Origin of the sequence: Streptomyces sp. A1277, assembly GCF_004795015.1 — a bacterium.
GTDB lineage: Bacteria > Actinomycetota > Actinomycetes > Streptomycetales > Streptomycetaceae > Streptomyces.
Genome location: NZ_SSBI01000078.1, coordinates 1 through 17,446 on the forward strand (window position 1 = coordinate 1; position 17,446 = coordinate 17,446).

35 protein-coding genes are annotated in these 17,446 nt (G+C 70.4%); all 35 read left to right on the plus strand.

Annotation, left to right across the window (positions count from 1 at the left end):
* The first annotated feature begins 455 nt into the window (after positions 1 to 455).
* The gene (locus E6R18_RS32830; RefSeq protein ID WP_136320514.1) at positions 456 to 815 is read left to right on the plus strand and encodes a hypothetical protein; all 360 of its coding nucleotides are present in this window, start codon (positions 456 to 458) and stop codon (positions 813 to 815) included.
* A gap of 220 nt (positions 816 to 1,035) precedes the next feature.
* Positions 1,036 to 1,581: a hypothetical protein gene (locus E6R18_RS32835; RefSeq protein ID WP_136320515.1), complete on the plus strand. Its 546-nt coding sequence runs from the start codon at positions 1,036 to 1,038 to the stop codon at positions 1,579 to 1,581.
* A gap of 135 nt (positions 1,582 to 1,716) precedes the next feature.
* Positions 1,717 to 1,944 (plus strand): hypothetical protein, encoded by a 228-nt coding sequence (locus tag E6R18_RS32840; protein WP_136320516.1) that lies wholly within the window; start codon positions 1,717 to 1,719, stop codon positions 1,942 to 1,944.
* Positions 1,945 to 2,114: 170 nt separating this feature from the next.
* Complete coding sequence (locus tag E6R18_RS32845; protein WP_136320517.1) at positions 2,115 to 2,459, plus strand: hypothetical protein; 345 nt, start codon at positions 2,115 to 2,117, stop codon at positions 2,457 to 2,459.
* A 117-nt stretch (positions 2,460 to 2,576) separates the two neighbouring features.
* A complete protein-coding gene (locus tag E6R18_RS32850) occupies positions 2,577 to 3,026 on the plus strand; it encodes a hypothetical protein (RefSeq protein ID WP_136320518.1) in 450 nt (149 codons plus the stop codon).
* The gene (locus E6R18_RS32855; protein ID WP_136320519.1) at positions 3,026 to 3,409 is read left to right on the plus strand and encodes a hypothetical protein; all 384 of its coding nucleotides are present in this window, start codon (positions 3,026 to 3,028) and stop codon (positions 3,407 to 3,409) included. Before E6R18_RS32850 ends, E6R18_RS32855 begins: the two co-directional genes overlap by 1 nt.
* A gap of 31 nt (positions 3,410 to 3,440) precedes the next feature.
* Positions 3,441 to 3,716 (plus strand): hypothetical protein, encoded by a 276-nt coding sequence (locus tag E6R18_RS32860; protein WP_136320520.1) that lies wholly within the window; start codon positions 3,441 to 3,443, stop codon positions 3,714 to 3,716.
* The gene (locus tag E6R18_RS32865) at positions 3,713 to 4,165 is read left to right on the plus strand and encodes a hypothetical protein (RefSeq protein ID WP_136320521.1); all 453 of its coding nucleotides are present in this window, start codon (positions 3,713 to 3,715) and stop codon (positions 4,163 to 4,165) included. Before E6R18_RS32860 ends, E6R18_RS32865 begins: the two co-directional genes overlap by 4 nt.
* A complete protein-coding gene (locus tag E6R18_RS34310) occupies positions 4,162 to 4,302 on the plus strand; it encodes a hypothetical protein (protein ID WP_168712500.1) in 141 nt (46 codons plus the stop codon). Before E6R18_RS32865 ends, E6R18_RS34310 begins: the two co-directional genes overlap by 4 nt.
* The gene (locus E6R18_RS32870) at positions 4,299 to 4,793 is read left to right on the plus strand and encodes a hypothetical protein (RefSeq protein ID WP_136320522.1); all 495 of its coding nucleotides are present in this window, start codon (positions 4,299 to 4,301) and stop codon (positions 4,791 to 4,793) included. Before E6R18_RS34310 ends, E6R18_RS32870 begins: the two co-directional genes overlap by 4 nt.
* Positions 4,790 to 5,203 carry a hypothetical protein gene (locus tag E6R18_RS32875; protein WP_136320523.1) on the plus strand — a complete coding sequence of 138 codons (414 nt, stop codon included), beginning with the start codon at positions 4,790 to 4,792 and terminating at the stop codon, positions 5,201 to 5,203. The genes E6R18_RS32870 and E6R18_RS32875 overlap by 4 nt, the downstream gene beginning before the upstream one ends.
* Complete coding sequence (locus E6R18_RS34315) at positions 5,200 to 5,349, plus strand: hypothetical protein (protein ID WP_168712501.1); 150 nt, start codon at positions 5,200 to 5,202, stop codon at positions 5,347 to 5,349. Before E6R18_RS32875 ends, E6R18_RS34315 begins: the two co-directional genes overlap by 4 nt.
* Positions 5,346 to 5,726 carry a hypothetical protein gene (locus tag E6R18_RS32880; RefSeq protein ID WP_136320524.1) on the plus strand — a complete coding sequence of 127 codons (381 nt, stop codon included), beginning with the start codon at positions 5,346 to 5,348 and terminating at the stop codon, positions 5,724 to 5,726. The genes E6R18_RS34315 and E6R18_RS32880 overlap by 4 nt, the downstream gene beginning before the upstream one ends.
* Positions 5,723 to 5,947, plus strand: coding sequence for a hypothetical protein (locus E6R18_RS34320; protein ID WP_168712502.1), 225 nt, complete (start codon positions 5,723 to 5,725; stop codon positions 5,945 to 5,947). Before E6R18_RS32880 ends, E6R18_RS34320 begins: the two co-directional genes overlap by 4 nt.
* Complete coding sequence (locus E6R18_RS32885; RefSeq protein WP_168712503.1) at positions 5,944 to 6,372, plus strand: ASCH domain-containing protein; 429 nt, start codon at positions 5,944 to 5,946, stop codon at positions 6,370 to 6,372. The genes E6R18_RS34320 and E6R18_RS32885 overlap by 4 nt, the downstream gene beginning before the upstream one ends.
* On the plus strand, positions 6,369 to 6,806 hold the full coding sequence (locus tag E6R18_RS32890) for a hypothetical protein (protein ID WP_136320526.1): 438 nt from the start codon (positions 6,369 to 6,371) through the stop codon (positions 6,804 to 6,806). Before E6R18_RS32885 ends, E6R18_RS32890 begins: the two co-directional genes overlap by 4 nt.
* Positions 6,803 to 7,486, plus strand: a complete 684-nt coding sequence (locus tag E6R18_RS32895) for a WhiB family transcriptional regulator (RefSeq protein ID WP_136320527.1) — start codon at positions 6,803 to 6,805, stop codon at positions 7,484 to 7,486. Before E6R18_RS32890 ends, E6R18_RS32895 begins: the two co-directional genes overlap by 4 nt.
* Entirely contained in the window at positions 7,483 to 8,295 is an 813-nt protein-coding gene (locus tag E6R18_RS32900; RefSeq protein ID WP_136320528.1) for a hypothetical protein, read from the plus strand. The genes E6R18_RS32895 and E6R18_RS32900 overlap by 4 nt, the downstream gene beginning before the upstream one ends.
* A 20-nt stretch (positions 8,296 to 8,315) precedes the next feature.
* Complete coding sequence (locus E6R18_RS32905) at positions 8,316 to 8,846, plus strand: single-stranded DNA-binding protein (protein WP_136320529.1); 531 nt, start codon at positions 8,316 to 8,318, stop codon at positions 8,844 to 8,846.
* A gap of 334 nt (positions 8,847 to 9,180) precedes the next feature.
* Complete coding sequence (locus E6R18_RS32910) at positions 9,181 to 9,714, plus strand: DUF3560 domain-containing protein (RefSeq protein ID WP_168712504.1); 534 nt, start codon at positions 9,181 to 9,183, stop codon at positions 9,712 to 9,714.
* Positions 9,711 to 10,268, plus strand: coding sequence for a hypothetical protein (locus E6R18_RS32915; RefSeq protein ID WP_136320531.1), 558 nt, complete (start codon positions 9,711 to 9,713; stop codon positions 10,266 to 10,268). Before E6R18_RS32910 ends, E6R18_RS32915 begins: the two co-directional genes overlap by 4 nt.
* The gene (locus E6R18_RS32920; RefSeq protein ID WP_136320532.1) at positions 10,265 to 10,627 is read left to right on the plus strand and encodes a hypothetical protein; all 363 of its coding nucleotides are present in this window, start codon (positions 10,265 to 10,267) and stop codon (positions 10,625 to 10,627) included. The genes E6R18_RS32915 and E6R18_RS32920 overlap by 4 nt, the downstream gene beginning before the upstream one ends.
* A complete protein-coding gene (locus E6R18_RS34325; protein ID WP_168712499.1) occupies positions 10,624 to 10,791 on the plus strand; it encodes a hypothetical protein in 168 nt (55 codons plus the stop codon). The genes E6R18_RS32920 and E6R18_RS34325 overlap by 4 nt, the downstream gene beginning before the upstream one ends.
* Positions 10,792 to 10,793: 2 nt before the next feature.
* A complete protein-coding gene (locus E6R18_RS32925) occupies positions 10,794 to 11,279 on the plus strand; it encodes a hypothetical protein (RefSeq protein WP_136320533.1) in 486 nt (161 codons plus the stop codon).
* Between the two features lie 28 nt (positions 11,280 to 11,307).
* Positions 11,308 to 11,814: a hypothetical protein gene (locus tag E6R18_RS32930; protein WP_136320534.1), complete on the plus strand. Its 507-nt coding sequence runs from the start codon at positions 11,308 to 11,310 to the stop codon at positions 11,812 to 11,814.
* Between the two features lie 2 nt (positions 11,815 to 11,816).
* Positions 11,817 to 12,212 (plus strand): hypothetical protein, encoded by a 396-nt coding sequence (locus E6R18_RS32935; RefSeq protein WP_136320535.1) that lies wholly within the window; start codon positions 11,817 to 11,819, stop codon positions 12,210 to 12,212.
* On the plus strand, positions 12,209 to 12,724 hold the full coding sequence (locus E6R18_RS32940) for a hypothetical protein (RefSeq protein WP_136320536.1): 516 nt from the start codon (positions 12,209 to 12,211) through the stop codon (positions 12,722 to 12,724). The genes E6R18_RS32935 and E6R18_RS32940 overlap by 4 nt, the downstream gene beginning before the upstream one ends.
* Positions 12,721 to 13,200 (plus strand): LuxR C-terminal-related transcriptional regulator, encoded by a 480-nt coding sequence (locus tag E6R18_RS32945; RefSeq protein WP_136320537.1) that lies wholly within the window; start codon positions 12,721 to 12,723, stop codon positions 13,198 to 13,200. Before E6R18_RS32940 ends, E6R18_RS32945 begins: the two co-directional genes overlap by 4 nt.
* A gap of 168 nt (positions 13,201 to 13,368) precedes the next feature.
* Positions 13,369 to 14,124 carry a hypothetical protein gene (locus E6R18_RS32950; protein ID WP_136320538.1) on the plus strand — a complete coding sequence of 252 codons (756 nt, stop codon included), beginning with the start codon at positions 13,369 to 13,371 and terminating at the stop codon, positions 14,122 to 14,124.
* Positions 14,125 to 14,307: 183 nt separating this feature from the next.
* The gene (locus tag E6R18_RS32955) at positions 14,308 to 14,532 is read left to right on the plus strand and encodes a hypothetical protein (protein ID WP_136320539.1); all 225 of its coding nucleotides are present in this window, start codon (positions 14,308 to 14,310) and stop codon (positions 14,530 to 14,532) included.
* A gap of 220 nt (positions 14,533 to 14,752) precedes the next feature.
* Positions 14,753 to 15,034 carry a hypothetical protein gene (locus E6R18_RS32960; protein WP_136320540.1) on the plus strand — a complete coding sequence of 94 codons (282 nt, stop codon included), beginning with the start codon at positions 14,753 to 14,755 and terminating at the stop codon, positions 15,032 to 15,034.
* Positions 15,031 to 15,456, plus strand: a complete 426-nt coding sequence (locus E6R18_RS32965; protein WP_136320541.1) for a hypothetical protein — start codon at positions 15,031 to 15,033, stop codon at positions 15,454 to 15,456. The genes E6R18_RS32960 and E6R18_RS32965 overlap by 4 nt, the downstream gene beginning before the upstream one ends.
* A complete protein-coding gene (locus E6R18_RS32970; RefSeq protein ID WP_136320542.1) occupies positions 15,453 to 15,935 on the plus strand; it encodes a hypothetical protein in 483 nt (160 codons plus the stop codon). The genes E6R18_RS32965 and E6R18_RS32970 overlap by 4 nt, the downstream gene beginning before the upstream one ends.
* A complete protein-coding gene (locus E6R18_RS32975) occupies positions 15,932 to 16,384 on the plus strand; it encodes a hypothetical protein (RefSeq protein ID WP_136320543.1) in 453 nt (150 codons plus the stop codon). The genes E6R18_RS32970 and E6R18_RS32975 overlap by 4 nt, the downstream gene beginning before the upstream one ends.
* A gap of 104 nt (positions 16,385 to 16,488) precedes the next feature.
* Positions 16,489 to 17,034 (plus strand): nuclease-related domain-containing protein, encoded by a 546-nt coding sequence (locus E6R18_RS32980; RefSeq protein WP_240799932.1) that lies wholly within the window; start codon positions 16,489 to 16,491, stop codon positions 17,032 to 17,034.
* Positions 17,035 to 17,446 lie beyond the last annotated feature (412 nt).

A 17,446-nucleotide genomic window follows, 5' to 3' on the forward strand; every position in this document is an offset into this window, starting at 1 on the left:
CCTAGGGAAAAGAGCCCCCGAGCCCCCTCCGGCCGGCACGCCTGCACCACGACCGAATCCGGTCGAATACCGCCCACCCCAAAACCCCCGCCACCAACACACCCACCCCAACCCCTCCCCGAAGGGCAACCCCGCGGGCTACAATCACCGTCATCTGGCGGGTATGCCCGTGAGGTCTCAGCCCCCGACAGGGCGATGGGCTGTTGTCGGCAAACTCCGGCCCCCGCACCGTCGGGGGCTTCCTCATACCCCACCCGGCCTTACCGAGGGTGGCCGGGACGCTACCCCCACCGGTGACGCACAGCATCAAAAGTCAGGCTGCACTTACCCACGTAACCAAATCAGTGTCACAGTGGCAGTCCCCCGGTGGGCCACCGGCAGCCAAACCGGGGGAGGCGTCCCGACCCGCCACGGCACGCCGCCCTTCCCGATGCCGGAGGAGCGGAGTACCCGCCATGCCGCCATCCGCAGAACCCACCCACCCCAGGGAGCCGTCCGGACCCCCAGGGACAGTCATCCCTATCAGCCGCCGCCGCGGCCACCGAAGCCTCACCCCAAGCCCCGGCCGGCGCAGCGCCGGGCAGCCCCCGGCACCCTCGCCGGAGCAGCTCCTCGCCGAAACCATCGAAGCCCTTTTCCTCCAGCACGGCCACACCCTGTCCGACGACGACACCGCGGACATCTACCGGACAACGCTCGACGCGCTACAGCTACTACTCGACGGGTCGCAAGCCACCGGGAAGCTCGGCGGGGAGGAGCACCAGTACTTGACCGGGATGGTCGCGGGGATGCGTGGCGCACCTGACGACCTGTGAATATGCCGGGAGGCAATGCGGGGCGATCTGTGACGAGCCAGCAACAGTCATACACGCACCGTTGATCAACACGAACTTACTGTTCAATACAGGACCAACCCGTGCCACACTGGGGCGTCCGGAACTACCCGGAGTGACAACCTCCGGCCACCGGCGCGCGCCCCCGGCCCCACACCGCACCGCCCGCGCCCCCCTGGCCGGCTGACGGGACGGGGACATCATGCTGGGAGACGACACCCACAACACCACCGAACAGCGACTCCGTCTCCTCCAGGCGGAGTTCACCCAGCATCAGAACCGCGGCCCCGGTACCGGGCGCACAGCCACCCGCACCGAAGCCGCGGCACCCCTCGACCTCGGCGTCATCGACCACATCCGCGCCGCCGTGAACGAACTCGTCACCCACACCCGGGCCGCCGACCCCGACACCCAGGCCGGCCCCGTACCCACCGCCCCCGCCGACGTCATCGACTGGGCCCGCGACCACACAGCCCACCTCGACCCGGAGCGCCAGCAGGTCCGAGAGGCGATCATCTACCGCCAGGGCCTCGAGCACGCGCTGGCCATGGGGGATGACAGCGTCGTCCGTAAGCACCCCTGTCCGCGGTGCGGGTGCTGGGGGCTGCACTGGTGGCCCGCCGCGAACCGGGCGGCATGCGTGAACCACTACTGCACCGACGATGGGCTCACCAGTACCTGGACGCTGGCACGCCTCGCCACCCAGTACATCGCGGGAAAAAAATCATCGGCCGCGACCGCAACCTGACCGCCCCATCAGTGGTCTACGAAGCATCACCACACCTTCATCACACAAAACCCTCAAACGGACTCACCCAGTCCGACCCCTGCGTATCGGCCGCCGGAGCTGCGAACGACGGCCAGCCGAAACCGGGAGCAGCCCGTGGCCATCCAGACGATCACCCCGTACAGCACCCCGAGTGACCTCCTGCCCCTCCGTGAGATCTACGACCTCCTGAAGGAGACCGGACACCCCGTCTCCAACCGCGACCTGAAGGCGTGGATCAGGAAGGACGGCCTGGACGTCGTCCGGTACCGGGGGGTGCCGCACGTGTCGTACTCCGACATCCTCCTGGCGCATCGGGATGCTGTGCTCGCCGGCCGTATCTGACCGGCCCCTGCTGACAGCCCCTCATTGCCGGCTCCCTTGCCCGGCGGTGGGGGGCTTCTTCATGACTACCTGAATACCCATTGCATTCACCATGCCTATTCAGGTAGTCTGGCGTAGCCGACAACGGGAGCACACAGCTTCCCGGAGTACCCACCGTCAGGAGCCACGCCATGGGCCACGCCGTGATGACGCACACCCAAAACCAGCCCGGCGAAGTCCACCTCGACGCCCTGCCCCACACCATCCAGGACGCCTTCGACGCCCTCATGGACCAGGCAGACCAGGCCGCCGACCACCGCGACCTCACCGCCTACGCCCTCCTCCACGACCAGGCCACCCGCCTCATCGGCATCCGCCCCCCGGCCTCCGGCGAACTCGCCCGCTGCACCTGCCAGAGCTGCTACTGCACCGCCGTCTTCGACGCCAACAAGGCCCGCTGCTACATGGACGGCCCCATCGAGTTCGTCCAGTGCGAGACCTGCGCCGACGAACACCGCCTCACCGGCGACGAGTAACACCCCCGAGACCCCCCGGCCCCGAGTCGAGCACCACACCCACAGGGTGCGCAGTAGCTCCCGGGGCCGGGTGTACAGCCCCTCCCTCACCACCACCCGACCACCCGGGAGACCGCCATGCCGCAAACCACCGCCGAAGCCCTCCGCCGAGCAGCCGACCTCATACACACCGACGGCCTCCACACCGGTGACCAGTTCGTCGACCAGACCACGGGAGCCGTCGACATCGCCGCCGCGATCTACATCGTGGCCGAGGGCGGCATCCCGGACGCCTTCTACGCCGACGAGAACACCTCACTCGCCATCATCGGCGCCAGCGCCCCGGCCATGACCGCGATCCGTGCCCTGTCCGCGTCCCTCGACACCAGCCCGTGCGTCACCGAGGTCGCCCCCGGCCACGACGTGCCCGACTACATCGAGCACGTCTCTAACTGGGCCGCCACCAAGCCCGTCTGGGATGACCGCCCGCCGACCACCGCCGAGGTCATCGGCACCCTCCTCCGCGCCGCGAACCTCGCCGACGCCACCAGCGCCGTCCCCCAGCAGCACGAGCGGAGCGCCGCCTGATGCGCGCCCAACTGGCCGCCGCCTCCGCGTACACGGACTGGCTCGTCGCCCAGGCTGAGGACGCTGCCGCCGCCGAACGCCACGCCGCCTACACCGCCCGGGTCGCCACCGCGCAGCCCCTGCCCGTAGTCGTCACCCGACACCAGTGCCCGCACTGCCGAACCACCCGCGCGCATCGGGCCGCCGCCGCGGCCCACATCGGCCGCTGCTGGCACAACCCCGACGCCCACGGATGCAAGACCTGCCAGCACTTCGAGCCCGCCGCCAACGGCCCTTACCCGGAGCACCCCGGGTGGCCCGAGGAGTGCGGCGCAGACCAGGGCGTCGTGCTGGAACGCCCCGTCATCGACTGCCCTTTCTGGGCACCCCACACCAACGCCTGACCACCGCCCCGAACCTGAACGGAGCCCCGCCATGAGCATCCTGACCATCGCCCTCGACGCCCTCGACAACCCGCACGACCCCGACCACATCCGAGGCCGCGCCGACGCCTACGACGCCCTCCACGACGGCACGTCGCTCACCACCCTCGACGACCGCCTCGCCTGGATGGACGACCCCACCGTCTCCGGCACCACCTACACCGCCGCGTACCTGTCCGGGTACCGCGCCCAGCTTCGCGACTGGACCACCTACGACCACGCCCAGCGCGTCGCCATCACCCACAACGCATGGGAGACCACCCGATGAGCGAGAGCGCCCGCTACAACCTGCTTGCCGCGGTCAGCTTCAACGACGCCGCGAACGCGGGCAGCACGCCCGAGGAACTGGTCGACGCCTACCGCCTGGAGGTCATCGCCGACCGCGACGCGCAGATCATCGCGTGGCTGGAGAAGAAGGCCCGCGAGGAGGGCACCTCCAACAAGGAGCGTCGCACCCGCGCGGACGCCATCGCCCGCATGGCCGACAAGCTCAGCCGGGGCGCCGTCCGGCCGCCGCTCTCCACGGGGCCCGACGCCATCGAGTACGGGATCCGCGTGACTTCCAACGGCCCCGACTCGGAGGTGCTCAGGTACCCCGGGGACAGCCGTTCGGACATCGAGGACAGGCTGACTCGCCACCGTACCGGCAACCCGGACGCGCACCTCGTTCAGCGCACGGTCCGCCACAGCAAGTGGACGGAAACCGCCTCCACGTGACCTGGCCGCCTACCGCACCCGCCGTCATCGCCGCCGTGCTGGGACTCATCGCACTCGCCATGATCTGCGCCTCCCAGCACGGCCACGGCACCACCCCGACAGACCCGCACGACCCCCCGGACGGAGAACACCCGTGAGCCGCACCAAAACCCGCACCCCGAAGCCAGCCCCCACACCCGCCCTCCCCGTCCGCCGCGTCCAGCCCACCCACCCCGACTTCCTCACTGAAGCCCAGACCGCCGCCTATCACGCCGCACTCCTCGCCGACCTCCCCCAGACCCGAATACAGGACTGGACCCCCGCCCCCGGCGGCGGCGCCCACCACACCCACCCCAACGGCACCCGCATCCAGCACCTCCCCGGCACCGACATCCCCTTCACAGCCCTCACCCCCTGCCCCAACGGCGCCACCCACGGCACCCCCGTCGCCACCCGCACCCAGTACGACAACGCCGTCCAGGCCGCCAACCAGTGCACCCGCCTCCACGGCCAGCCCCGCACCCTCACCCTCGCCCAAGCCGCCACCACGGCCGCCGACACCCAGCAGCTCAACGGCAACGACATCGCCACCGGCCTCACCCACCGCGCCACCGACACCGAACAGCCGAAGGAGCACCCCCAGCCGTGACCACCCAGCCCGCACCCGCCCAGTTCACCGCCGAACAGATCACCGCGCTCGCCGACACCCTCTACGACGCGCTCTACGCCATCACCCCCTTCGCCGAACCCCACTTCGCTGACGAGAACCAGGGCCTGGAGAACGCCGTCCGCGCAGTCCTCACGGCCGCCACGCATGAGGCGCAGCAGCCCGAGACCGAGGCGCACCCGACCGAGACGGAGTGGGTGCTGGAGACCCTGTGGCGCACCAACGGCGAGTGGCGCAGGCACTGTCCCGCCCGCACGACCCGCGACGAGGCCGAACAGGATCACGAACGGTCCATCACCCACGATCCGAGCCGCCAGTACCGCATCGTCCGCGTAGTCACCACGAGCACCGCCGAGCCCGCCCCGCACGAGTGCGAGGAACCGACGCTGTGACCGCCCGCAGCGAGAAGCCCGCCCACATCTGCCAGTGGTGCCACCAGCCCATCAAGGGCGAACCCACCTGGTGGAACAGGCAACCCCAATGCCGGAACCCCATCACCTGCGAAACCCGCCGCCGCAAGAAGGAGACCCCCAAGTGACCGCCGTCGACCAGACGTACCTCGCCATCATCGGCGCCGGCGTCCTCCAGGCCAGCCACAACGCCCGCATCCTCGCCGAACACGGCAACCAGCAACTCGGCCGGCCCTGGACCCCGCACCCCGGACTCCGCATCTGGAACGGCAACACCTGCCAACTCGGCCACATCGACCCGGCCGCCTTCCTCGCACAGGTCAACGCAGCGCTACCCGCCCACATGTACGTCGACCACGCGCACCACGAACACGTCCACCTGCGGCACCTCGCGCCCCCACCCGGCTACGACAACGACCCCGCCACCCGCGACTGGGTCCACTGCGCACCCGGAGCCGACGGAGCCGTCCCCATCACCATCGCCATCACCCAAACCCGCCAGTGACCGAGTACGAGATCTCCTGCCTCGGCAAAACCCGCTTCCTCACCCGACGCGCCGCCAAGCACCGCGCAAACGCCATACGCCGCACCGGAGGCCCCGCCTTCCGCGCCTACCACTGCACCAACTACTGCGGCCTCTGGCACCTCGGCCACCGACCCGGCCACGCCACCTACATCCGCATGACACCCAACGGACCCATCCACATACAGGAGCTCACCCAGTGAAAGCCCTCACCATCCGCCAGCCCTGGGCCGCAGCCATTGCCCACGGGACGAAGCGCACCGAGAACTGCAGCTGGCCCGTCCCCTCCAAGCACCTCGGCGCCCGCATCCTCATCCACGCCGCCGCCGACAAAGACCGCACCCGCCGTCCGAGCCACGAGTGCCCGCGCGTACTCACCGACAACATTGGCATCTGGCCCGACGACCGCTCCGCCATCCTCGCCGTCGCGACCCTGACCGAATGCCACTTCGGCCAAGGCCCGGACTGCTGCACCCCATGGGGGATGCAGGGCTACTTCCACTGGACCCTCGCCAACGTCATCGCCCTCCCCGAGCCGATCCCCGCGAAGGGCGACCTCGGCTTCTGGACCCCTCCCGCCGACGTCCTGGACGCCGTCCTCGCCCAGCAGACGGAGGCCGCCCAGTGACCACCGCCCCCGCCCTCGAACACGTCTGGCGCCTCGAACTCCCCGCCAACACCACCCTCATCAACGCCAACGACCGCATGCACCCCGTCAAGCGAGCCCCCTACATCAAAGTCATCCGCCAAGCCGCCTGGGCCCTCGCCAGACACCACAAAATCCCCGCCCTCCAACGCGCCCACGTCTTCTACGTCCTCCACCCCGACACCAAGACCCGACGCCGCGACCCCGGCAACTGGTCCCCCAGCGCCAAAGCCGCCGTCGACGGCCTCGTGGACGCCGGGATCCTCCCCGACGACAACGAAGCCCACCTCCTCGGCCCCGACCCCCGCATCGGCGCCCCCATCAAGGGAGGTCGCCTCATCCTCTGGATCACCGACCTCGACCAGATGGCCCCCACCCAGCTCGCCGCCCTCACCCCTCCCGGAGACCCGTCATGACCATCCTCAACGCCGAAACGCGCCGTTCCACAACGTTGGCCGTACCCCCCGCCCCCGACTGGAAGACCCGCAGCGTCTGCCGCAGCGGCAAGCTCGCCAACGAGTTCTTCAGTACCGCCCCGGCGGACAAGGCGAAGGCGCGCGCCCTGTGCGCCGGCTGCCCCGTCATCGTCGAGTGCCTGACCAGTCAGCGGGCGTCCGATGACGCGGTCTACCGGTGGGGTGTGGGCGGTGGCCTTGACCCGGATCAGCGTCGGGCCCTGGAGTTGGAGGAGCTGCTGGGGTATGTCCCGGACCTGGCGGCGGCGTGCCTGTTGGTGTCGCCGCGGTGGTTGTGGCGGCTGCGTCAGTTGCGGGCCGGCTGCCGGTCCCTGGAGGGTATTGCCGCGGTGTTGCGTCGGGACGGGCTTGTCGTGGACGCGGTGACGGTGCGGGTCGCGGTGTGGTGGTCGGGTGGTGCGGGGCCGCGTGTGGCCCGCATGTCGCCGTGTGACACCCGGTCGTGGCGTGCGCAGCTCCGCGACGACTACACGGACGTGATCATGGCGTTGCACGAGCGGGGGGCCCGGAACACCGACATCGCCGCCTACCTGGGGATCAGCATGTCGAACGGGAAGAAAGCTGTCGGGGAAATCGTCAGGGCGGCGTCGGCGGCTGCCGGAATGGAGCTGGCGGCATGAGCTACCTGACCGTAGAGCAGCGCGGGGACCTGGCCGAGGCGATGCTGCCGGTGGCCGCCCACATGGCGGCCCTGGTGCACGGGGATGGCGGCCCGGAGGACGTTCAGGACGTACTCGGCGCCCTGACGGTGGAGCAGCGGACCGCACTCATCGTTGTCCTCGCCGGCCTCGTCGACCCGGACCAGACCATGGACCGGCTGCTGGGGTGGCTGGACCGGGACGAGCACGGCAACCTGACCGTCCCCGCGTGGGAGGACCGGACCCGGTGCCGGGACTTGGCCCCCGACGACGAAAGCCCCGACGAGGGCTTGGTGGACCCGGTCGCGGTTCGCCTGTATCTCCAGGGCATTCCCGGCGTCGTCGTGTCCGACGCCGAGTTCCTTCTCGTTCTGGAGCACGCGGAGGCGCAGGGCATCACGATGAACGAGCTGGACCGGCGACGCGGCGTGGGACGGAAAACCCACGCGGACCGGGTGAACCGGCTGCGGAAGCGGTACCAGCGTGCTGGCCTCGAACTCCCGCCCGGCCTGGCGACGGGGAAGGGGCAGGCGCAGCCCGAGTTCACGGACGCCGAAGTTGTCCAGATCCGGAAGCGGGCGGCGGCGGGCGGGATCACGGATCTGGAGTTGGCGGTCCAATCCGGGCGGACCCGGCAGGCGATCGGCCGGTTGTTGTCCGGGGTGAGTTACCGGCACGTGGGCGGTCCGATCCGGACCCCGCACGGTCCGAAGTCGGGCGCGGCATCCCGTGAGGAGTTCGCCGGGCACACAGGACCGGCCCCGACCGCCGATATGGAACAAGCAAGCTGACGAGAGAGAAGAGAGCAGACATGGCAGGCGAGACCGTAATCACGACCATCGGGAACCTGGTCGACGACGTGGCGCTGCGATTCACCCCGAACGGGGCAGCGGTCGCGAAGTTCCGGGTGGCATCCACGCCGCGGAAGTTCAACCGAGACGCGAACGCGTGGGAGGACGACAAGGACGGGTCGCTGTTCCTGACGTGCTCGGTGTGGCGGCAGCAGGCAGAACACGCCGCGGAATCCCTGTCTAAGGGGATGCGGGTGATTGTGCAGGGCCGGCTGAAGCAGCGGTCCTACGAGGATGGTCAGGGCGTGAAGCGGACCGTCTATGAGATCGACGTCGAGGAAGTGGGCCCCAGCCTGTTGCGGGCGACGGCTGCGGTGACGAAGGCGGCCGGCGGTCAGGGGCAGCGGCCGGAGGTGCGGGCGGCGGCGCGGTCGCAGGGTGCGGTGTCGGCGGATGATCCGTGGGCGTCGGGTGTGCCGGGGACTGGCCGGCCCGCGTCTGGGGGGTGGGGGCAGTCAGGGCCGGGGTACTCGGACGAGGTTCCGTTCTAGAGCGGCGCGGTTGCGCGGCGAGGGCCTGGCTCCTGTGGGGGTTGGGCCCTTTGCTGTGCCCCCGGGAGTCATGGCTACCTGAATACCCATTGCGTCTACCATGCCTATTCGGGTAGTCTGGCGTAGCCGACGACAACCCGACCGAAGAGGCATTCATGCACTGCGACTGCGACTTCTGCTGCACCGCCTGCGGCCCCCACGCCCGCAACTGCACCACCCAGCAGGCCGAACCCGCCGACCCGTCCGACGACTACCACACCTGACCCCAGGCACCGGGCCGCACCCCTTCCCCGGGGCTGCGGCCCCACCACCCGCCCACAGCTTGGAGCCCACCATGACCGACGAATCCGACGCACAGCGGAAGGCGAAACGGCTCCAGCAGCGGGCCGACCGACTCAAGGCAGATTTCGAGGCGCGTGCCGCCCACAACGCGGACCTCTACGGACGCTTCGCCGGAGGGCAGCCCATCGTGCCCGGACACTCCCGACGATCCGCGCTCCGCGACAGGGCCAGGGCTGACGCCCACTTCGACCGAACCATCGACGTGTATAAGGAAGCCGAGAAGGCCGCGGGGGACGCGAGGTGGGCCCAGGTCAGGGCTGATGCACAGGACGCCATTACCGCCGTCACGTCCACCCGGGAACGCCCCTGGGGACCGGCCGATTTCCTCCCCGGCGACATCGTCATGGTGCGGACCTTCCAGACCGGCCAGGACACCTACCTAGTCAAGAGGGTCAACAAGAAGACCCTGACGCTGGACGGTGGCGGGGGCGGCTGGGACGACCCAAAGCGCGAGTACGACCGGGTTCTGTCCCGCACCCGGGGCGGCGTCACCGTCACCAACCCCGCCGAAGGAGAGAACCAATGACCGACACCCCGATGACCCCGGACGCCGCCCTGACCCGTCTCCGCCAGTACGGGGAGCTCACGTCGACCTGGTCGACCGCCACGTACAACGACGGCACCGAGAAGGCCCTGCACGAGATCGCGCTGACGCTGGCCACCGAGGTGCAGCAGTGGCGCGCGACGTTCGGCGAGAAGGCCCTGCCCGGTGCCCTTGCGGAGATGAACCGGCTGCGTGCCCGCGTCGCCGAACTGGAGGGCCGTCCCATTGAGGCGCATGTTCTGCGTCAGGCCGCCGCGCAGGTAGAGGACGACTACCCCGAGGCCGCCGCCTCGCTGTACAAGGCGGCGAATGGTGCCGAGCACGCGGCGGCTCGGCGGCCGTGGCAGGCAGCCGATCTCGCCGAGGGTCAGGCCCAGTTGGACGCGATGCGTGCGGACCACCCCGCCCCGTGCCGCGTCCCCGACAGCCCCGACTGCACCTGCCCGGACGAGGAGCCGCCCCTTTCGGGAGACAGCCTTCGTACCGCCCTGCACGGCCACCTCTTCGGCGGTAGTCGCGGGCTGGACCAGCGATGACCGCCCCCACCCTGGAGGAGCAGCGGGCCGCGGCGCGCGCCCTGCTCGCCGAGCGCCGGGCCCGCCTGTACGGGCAGGCCCGGTTCACCGCCAGCACCCGACGCAACGCCCTCGCCCTCATCCGCGACACCCGTAAGGAAGAACACCTGATGCCCGACACGCCGACCCGCATCCTCGACCGGCTTCACGCCGAGGCCCTGATCGAGAACGAGGAGCGCGACTGGTACCGCACCGGGCGCATCCCCTGCCAGGACTGCGGGTTCACGGTTCGCACGAAGACGTTGGAGTCCCTGCCGGAGCACGGCTGCACCCAGCGGCAGCAGGCCAAGCGGGAGCGAGAGGCCAGGGGAGCCCAGTGACCGCGAACCCGAACGGCTGCCGTCACTGCGGGCTCGACGTCTACGAGCACATGCAGCGGTGGAAGCCCAACGTCGGCTGGCACAAGTGGATGCCGCCCACCCAGGACCAGATCAAAACCCGCATGCGTGCCCGCCGCGCAGCCCGAACCCGCAAGGAGACCTGACCATGACCGAGAACCCGCACGAGCCCGGCGCCTACTACTGGAACGCCGACAGCCCGTACTGCAAGCACGGGGCCGAGCCCGACATGCACACCGACGGTGAGGCGTGGGACCTCTGGTCCGACCGGCACCCCGTCAGCGACGACGGGCACATCTGCCTCGACGCCCCCGCCGGAGACGCCTGCCTGGCGTGCTCGGCCGACGACGGCGAGATGGTCCCGTGGTCTGCCTGCCGGGTCCGCGAGCACGCCCGGCCCAAGCACGGGATCGTCCCCAACCCGGACGCCGAGCACCAGCAGGTGACCGTCTGGGTCGGCACGACCGACTGCCTGGAGCGGGAGTGCGAGGAGTACTTCAACGACGACGGCGACGAGAACCCCGGCATGGAGCGCTGCTCCCACATCCGCGTGGAGCAGGCGTGCTCCTGCCAGCGAGACAACACCGGCGAGTACAGCGGCGCCCCGTGCCCGGCGCTGGCCATCGCGCCGTGACCACCCGACTAACCCTGAAGGAGCAGCCATGACCACCACCACCCCACGACCGGTAGACGCCGGCATCGCGAAGGCCCAGACGGTGAAGGACTGGTACGACACGCACCCCGGTCGTGCACGCCGGGTCGAGAAGCTGACGGACTGGGCCACCATCCGCCTCGATGACGGGTCCCTGCTCGTGTCGGCCCGTGTCGTGGGCCCGGACCCGGGCACGGCGTTGGAGGAGTTCGGTGTCCGGCAGGAGGAACGCCTGGGGCACAGTGTCGACCCGGCCGCCGGGGACCAGCCGCCCACCCTCGACGTCAGCGTCCCGGGCCGCACAGCGTGTGTTTGGCGTGTGAGCGGCGTGTGGGTGGAGGTGTGGCACCCGAACACCCCCACCCCGCCCCCAGGCCGTTCACGGCCCGCACAGCGGGTTCCCCGCCCCGTACCGGCCCCACCCCGACACCCCGCCGTGGTGACCCCATCCGGGCGCCTCCCGCTCGGAGAACGCCTCACCCGCATGCGCCGCAACCTCGCCCTGAAGGAGAACTGACCATGTACCCCCAGCTGCTCACCCCGGAAGAGAAGCTCGCCGCCGCCAAGGAGGGCCTGAACATCCCGCACATCGTCGTGATCTGCGGATCCACCCGGTTCATGGCCGACATGGCCGAAGCGAACCTGCGCGAGACCACCGCCGGCCACATCGTCGTCGCCCCCGGCTGCAACATGAAGGAGCCGCACAAGCTGTGGGCCAGCGACGAGCTCGCGGAGCCGCTCAAGGCCCGCCTCGACGCCCTCCACCGGGCGAAGATCCGGCTCGCCGACGAAGTGCTGGTCGTGGGGGACTACATCGGCACGTCCACCACCGCCGAGATCCGGTACGCTGCCTCGCTCGGCAAGCCCATCCGGTACACGCACCCCGAGGTCAACCCGTTCGGTGGTATCGCATGAGCGGCTGGCCCGTCGGGACCCGTATCGCCGCGATTCGCAACGCCACCGAGGACACCGTGTTCCTGTTCGGGCGTGGCGTGTACGCCGGTGACCACCCCCGGCCCGGGTCGGGGAACTGGTCGCCGGACACGGTCGCCATGGCGCGCCGGGTGGTCGAGGAGTCCCTGGCCGAGGACGTGGACGCGATGCGTGCTGCGGACGATGCGTTCATGGTCGGCAGGCTCGATGAGGCTGTGGCGGCGGGGAAGCAGACGCGGGAGGAAGCCGACCAGAACCTGGCCGACTACCGGCGGCTGCGCCTCGAACGCGAAGCCGAGCGGGCTGCCATGAGCGTGGACGAGCAGGTCACGGAACTTCTCACGGGTATGGACCTGAACCCGCGCCTCGACCTGGACGGCGGGGGCACGGTATGGGGCTTTGAGTGCTGGTGGATGCCGGAGGCCAAGTTCGACAAGCAGTACCGCCAGCACCGGGTCGTGATGGTTCCGGAGCCTGTCAGGAGCGTCGCATGACCGCCCCCGCCCTGCCGGGCCCGTCGCCTCACGGTGGCGGGCCCGCCCCGTACCTGACCGACACACAGACCCTGGTCCTCCACAGGTTCGCCGAAGGCCATACGTGCCGTCAGATAGCCCGTGAGCTCGGCGTCTCCGAGGTCACCGTCCGCGGGTACTCCCAACGCCTCCAAGGGGCCCTCGGTGCCGAGACCATCGCGCACGCCGTGCACCTCGCCCACCAGCTCGGGATGCTGAACGACCTCCCCCGAAGCGTGCGGCGGGGTCTGTCCCCGGAGCTGGTGGAGGTGCTGCGCCTGGTCGCGGCCGGCATGCCCGATTCGCGGATCGCCCAGGTGCTGGACCGGCCGGTGTACACGGTTTCGGATCAGGTGAAGCGGCTTCGGCAGCGGTTGGGGGCGCGGGACAGGTCGCATGCGGCGGTGTTGGGCATGGCGGCTGGTCTTGTCCGGCCGCAGGACATCGACGCAGCGTGACCGGAGTGGTGTCGGGGTCCGGATCGCTGGGCCTTGATTCCGACACTCACCCCGATTCGAATCGGACATCTTAGACACGCTCACCGGGCGGAGACCCGAGCCACCCATCCAACCCCTTCTTCACGCCTTACCGCCCCGTAACCCACTGTCACATCGCAGGAGAACGTCATGGGAGCAGCGCTCCACCTCGCCCACGTCACCGAACTCCCCGCCCGCGCCCGCAAGCGCAAAGGGGGTGGTGGTGGCGGGGACGGGTACGACCAGTTCGTCACCCGCGTCTACCAGGACAAGCGGATGACCCCCCAGTCGCGGGAGCTCATCCTGCTCCTCGCCTGGCTGACGGACCGGGACCCGAACCGGTTCGACGAGCACGGCCACCCAAGGAAGTGGCGACCGAGGGCCTCGGAGATCCTCGGCGAGTACGGCCGGCCCGGCGGGCGCAGGGAATCCCGGCTCGCTGACCTGTTGTACGCCGACCGCCCCCGCTACGACTTCCCGCCCCTGTCGTACGACCAGCCGTGCGCCGCCCCGATGATCCGCCGCGACGGACTGTGCGGGCAGCCCGCCAACGAGCACGACTACGAAGTCGACCACGAGACGGGATGGAAGACCCCGGTGTACTTCTGCCGACGCCACGAACCGTGGGGCCGCCAGCTGCACCAGCGCCGTGTCCAGGACCCCGGGCCGGAGCCGATCCCGAACGCGGGCGGGCTGATCCTGTCGTACTTCGAGAACGCCGACCCGGCGGCGTGGGCCCGCCTGTACAAGGAGGCCGCCGTGTGGAAGCGGGACCGGTCGTGGGAGCCGCCGAAGGCGTACAGCCTGTGCGCGGATGACTGGCCGGTGCCCGGCCAGGACCCGGTACCGCCCCGCGCCCGGCTGCGTCTCGTTCTCGGCGGCACCGATCTGGATGTCTCCGAGTGACCCCCCGCCAGCGGGCCCGGTGCCCGCACTGCAAGAAGCATGGCGCGGTGAACCGGGACGGCACGATGCGCGCTCACTGGCTTCCCAACGCAGACGGAGAGCGCCCCATTACCAACCGGTGCCCGGGAGTGGGGCGCAGTCCGTCCTCCCACAACCCCCGCCACGTCTCCAAGGAGATCCCTCATGCCCGCACGTGACGCGATCCTCGCCTACCTCGTACAGGCCGGGCTGAGCACGCCCCGGGCGAACGACCACATCGACAAGCTCCTCCAGGAGCACGCCCACCAGCTCGGCGAACGCCTCCGGAACCTCAGCAGCAACGACGAGGGCGCCGACTGGAACTGGTGGGACGCGGCAGAGATCCCGGGTTCGTGCGCGGACCTGATCGACCCGGGCGGTGCGCCGTGACCGCCCGTCGCACGGATTGCCGGTACTGCCCGCAGCGCATAGCCGTCACCACCGAAGGCCGCCTCTGGACCCACGGACCCGTGTACGACCGGTGCGAGGGGTCGGGACGGTTCCCCGAAGACCACGACCGGCCCCGCCGGTACTGGCCGGCCTGGCACCGCGGACGCCGAGTCGCCACCATCCCCGGACCCGACACCTACCAACCACAGGAGAACGCAGCATGATCGAGCAGGAGACCACCCATCAGGGCCCTGGCGTGTACGGGGGCTTGGAGACGCACCGCGGGGAGCGGCATGCCTGCCCGGCCCCGGACTGCGGACCGCAGGGTGTGCGCATCGTCCCGAACCGGCCCGGCGTCGGCGAGGGCGTGACCATTCACTTCCCCGAGGTCGACTACATGGACACACAGCCGTGGTCCGCGGACGTCGGCGTCAGCACGGACACGCTCCGGGAACTCCGGGACGCCATCAACCAGCACCTCAACGAGGAGGCCACAGCATGACCGAGACCCGGGTCGCACAGTTCGTGTGCGACCACGCCTACGAAGTCCGCATGCTCGGCGGGCACCCCCTGTCGGTACGGATCTGCACCCTGTGCGGCACCCCGGACTGGACGGACCTGTACGAGCAGGCCGAGACCCTGTTCCGGTGGGGTCGGGAGGAGGGCCTGGCGGGGAAGCCGCCGCGGGTCACGATCAGCGCCTACGACCGGCCCACGGAGCGCGCCCCCGAGTACGCGGACGTGGGCATCAGGGAGCGCGTCGCGGCCCTTCACGTGCCTGTTCAGCACATGGGGCGAACCTGGTGCGGTGAGTGCTCCGTACGGCGTAGCACGGGCCCGGCAGGCACGGAGGAGTGGGTGGCTTTCATCCCGCACCCCTGCCCGACCATCGACGCTCTCAACGACACGGAGGCCACGGCATGACCGAGCAGACCAACCCCTTCATGGTCCGTGCCGACCAGCTCACACAGATCACGGCCACGAACGTCACTGCGGCGACCATCACGATTCCCGGCGAGAGCGGGCCGCTGGTCACCATCCACCCGGACGGGCGCCTGGAGTACGGGCCCGGGTACGACCCGGACAAGGCTGCCCGGACGTTCTGGGAGGCGATGGGCAGGCACGCCACGCCGGAGAAGCAGTTCGGCCGGCCGCTGGCGCGGGCCATCGATGCTGAGCTCGCCCGCGGGCGGGAGGCGGAGGCCACGGTGGAGGCTCTGCGGGAGCGCCTACCGGTGCTGCGCCGGGCGGTGGAGACGCTGCCTGCGAAGTGCATGTACCACGACGAGACGCATCCGCATGGGTCGTGGCGGGAGGCGTGCTGCGATTCCGGCGTCCCGGCACGGCGTCGCGCCCTGGCCGAGGAAGCCCTGAACGCCCTCACGAAGGAGAAGACGGCATGACGACCAAGGCGGTACGGGCAACGGCCGCGTATGCGGCTTTGACGGCCTCTCACGAGGTTGCCGACTTCTGGGTGCAGCGGGACGCCGAAGCGGTCGCGAAGGGCGGCCACGGCGCGGAGGGAAGGGCTGCGTGTGCGCGGCATGTCGCTTCGTACACGGCGACGCAGGCCCTGGCGCTACTCGCCGCGAACCGGGTGCTGCGCCTCGGCTTGGACTGGCGGCGTGCCGCGGCCGGCCTGGCCGTGTCCGCGGTGACGCACTACGCCGCGGACCGGTCCGGCGGCAGGTGGCGTGAGGAAGGGCCGTCGACCCGGCTGGTCAGGTTCGCGCGGGCGACGGGGCATGCGGGGTGGCTGGAGCGCGATCCGGGTGCGGGGCCGTTATTGGATCAGGCGTGGCACAAGGGCTGGATCGCCGTCGCCGCAGTCGTCGCCGGGGGTGGACGGTGACCGCCCAGAACTCGGCTGCGGCCCGTGCGGTAGCCCTTCGTGCTGGCGCGCGGCGGGGTCCGTGGCGGCGTCTCCTGGCCTTTCTGGGCCTGGGTGGGGCGAGGGTGCGCCGGGCGGACGCTGAGGCGGCCAGGTGGGCGCACGGGGCTGCGGGGGAGGATGCCACGGCCCGGTTACTGGCCCCGCTCACCCGGCAGGGCTGGCATGTGCGGCACGACCTGCGGCTGCCCGGCCGGCGCTTCAACCTCGACCACGTCCTGGTGTCGCCATGCGGGACCGCGGTCGTCGTCGCGGACACGAAGGCGTGGCGCCGGTCGTGGGCGACCGGGGTGGTTCAGGGGCGGGTGCGGTGCGGGCCTGAGGACCGGCACGAGCAGGTCGCGAAGGTCGCCGAGTACGCCCGTCTCGTCGGCCAGGAGTTGAACCTGCCGGGGGTGTTGGTGGTGCCGCTGCTGATAGTCCACGGCTCCCCGGTGGCCGGCGGCGGGTTCGAAGCGGTGGTGCAGGGCGGTCGGGTGTGGGTGCTGGGCACCGAGCTGGTCGTGCCGCGGCTGGTCGGCGCGGTGCGCACGTTGCCTGATTCGCATCGCGCGGCCGCGTTGGCCAGGCGGGTCGATGCGGTGCTTTCCCCGTACGGCGAGGGTCGCTGAGATACTGGCCGCCTTACGCCGCCAGAAAGGACCCGTATGCCGACTCACTTCAAGGACCCGACCCTGACCTGTGACGGGTGCGGTGCTTCGACTGCCCGGCCGACAGGCGTGGAGTACACGGAGGGTTGGAGGCGGCTGTACGAGGCTGGGTGGCGTGGCAAGGGTGATCCGGAGGAGCGTCCCTTGCGGCTTGCCCCGCACGCTTATCTGTGGTCGTGCCCGGAGTGTCCGCCGGTTGCGGAGTACTGACTCAATACGGCGAGGGTGCCGCCCTGTCGAGCGGGCTACTGTCCTGGGGGATGGTGGCCCGCTTTCGTGTGGAGTGGCCAGCCGCGACGGGGGTGACACGGCTGGCCGAGTTCAGTGTGGCAGTCGGGGCCGGGGGTGGGGCGTCGTTTCTCTTTCGGGTGAC

Bases quoted from the DNA above. Each gene is read 5' to 3' on its own strand.
- E6R18_RS32830 (WP_136320514.1), top strand. From the start codon at position 456: ATGCCGCCATCCGCAGAACCCACCCACCCCAGGGAGCCGTCCGGACCC.
- E6R18_RS32835 (WP_136320515.1), top strand. From the start codon at position 1,036: ATGCTGGGAGACGACACCCACAACACCACCGAACAGCGACTCCGTCTC.
- E6R18_RS32845 (WP_136320517.1), top strand. From the start codon at position 2,115: ATGGGCCACGCCGTGATGACGCACACCCAAAACCAGCCCGGCGAAGTC.
- E6R18_RS32850 (WP_136320518.1), top strand. From the start codon at position 2,577: ATGCCGCAAACCACCGCCGAAGCCCTCCGCCGAGCAGCCGACCTCATA.
- E6R18_RS32855 (WP_136320519.1), top strand. From the start codon at position 3,026: ATGCGCGCCCAACTGGCCGCCGCCTCCGCGTACACGGACTGGCTCGTC.
- E6R18_RS32860 (WP_136320520.1), top strand. From the start codon at position 3,441: ATGAGCATCCTGACCATCGCCCTCGACGCCCTCGACAACCCGCACGAC.
- E6R18_RS32865 (WP_136320521.1), top strand. From the start codon at position 3,713: ATGAGCGAGAGCGCCCGCTACAACCTGCTTGCCGCGGTCAGCTTCAAC.
- E6R18_RS32895 (WP_136320527.1), top strand. From the start codon at position 6,803: ATGACCATCCTCAACGCCGAAACGCGCCGTTCCACAACGTTGGCCGTA.
- E6R18_RS32900 (WP_136320528.1), top strand. From the start codon at position 7,483: ATGAGCTACCTGACCGTAGAGCAGCGCGGGGACCTGGCCGAGGCGATG.
- E6R18_RS32905 (WP_136320529.1), top strand. From the start codon at position 8,316: ATGGCAGGCGAGACCGTAATCACGACCATCGGGAACCTGGTCGACGAC.
- E6R18_RS32910 (WP_168712504.1), top strand. From the start codon at position 9,181: ATGACCGACGAATCCGACGCACAGCGGAAGGCGAAACGGCTCCAGCAG.
- E6R18_RS32915 (WP_136320531.1), top strand. From the start codon at position 9,711: ATGACCGACACCCCGATGACCCCGGACGCCGCCCTGACCCGTCTCCGC.
- E6R18_RS32920 (WP_136320532.1), top strand. From the start codon at position 10,265: ATGACCGCCCCCACCCTGGAGGAGCAGCGGGCCGCGGCGCGCGCCCTG.
- E6R18_RS32925 (WP_136320533.1), top strand. From the start codon at position 10,794: ATGACCGAGAACCCGCACGAGCCCGGCGCCTACTACTGGAACGCCGAC.
- E6R18_RS32930 (WP_136320534.1), top strand. From the start codon at position 11,308: ATGACCACCACCACCCCACGACCGGTAGACGCCGGCATCGCGAAGGCC.
- E6R18_RS32935 (WP_136320535.1), top strand. From the start codon at position 11,817: ATGTACCCCCAGCTGCTCACCCCGGAAGAGAAGCTCGCCGCCGCCAAG.
- E6R18_RS32940 (WP_136320536.1), top strand. From the start codon at position 12,209: ATGAGCGGCTGGCCCGTCGGGACCCGTATCGCCGCGATTCGCAACGCC.
- E6R18_RS32945 (WP_136320537.1), top strand. From the start codon at position 12,721: ATGACCGCCCCCGCCCTGCCGGGCCCGTCGCCTCACGGTGGCGGGCCC.
- E6R18_RS32950 (WP_136320538.1), top strand. From the start codon at position 13,369: ATGGGAGCAGCGCTCCACCTCGCCCACGTCACCGAACTCCCCGCCCGC.
- E6R18_RS32955 (WP_136320539.1), top strand. From the start codon at position 14,308: ATGCCCGCACGTGACGCGATCCTCGCCTACCTCGTACAGGCCGGGCTG.
- E6R18_RS32960 (WP_136320540.1), top strand. From the start codon at position 14,753: ATGATCGAGCAGGAGACCACCCATCAGGGCCCTGGCGTGTACGGGGGC.
- E6R18_RS32965 (WP_136320541.1), top strand. From the start codon at position 15,031: ATGACCGAGACCCGGGTCGCACAGTTCGTGTGCGACCACGCCTACGAA.
- E6R18_RS32970 (WP_136320542.1), top strand. From the start codon at position 15,453: ATGACCGAGCAGACCAACCCCTTCATGGTCCGTGCCGACCAGCTCACA.
- E6R18_RS32975 (WP_136320543.1), top strand. From the start codon at position 15,932: ATGACGACCAAGGCGGTACGGGCAACGGCCGCGTATGCGGCTTTGACG.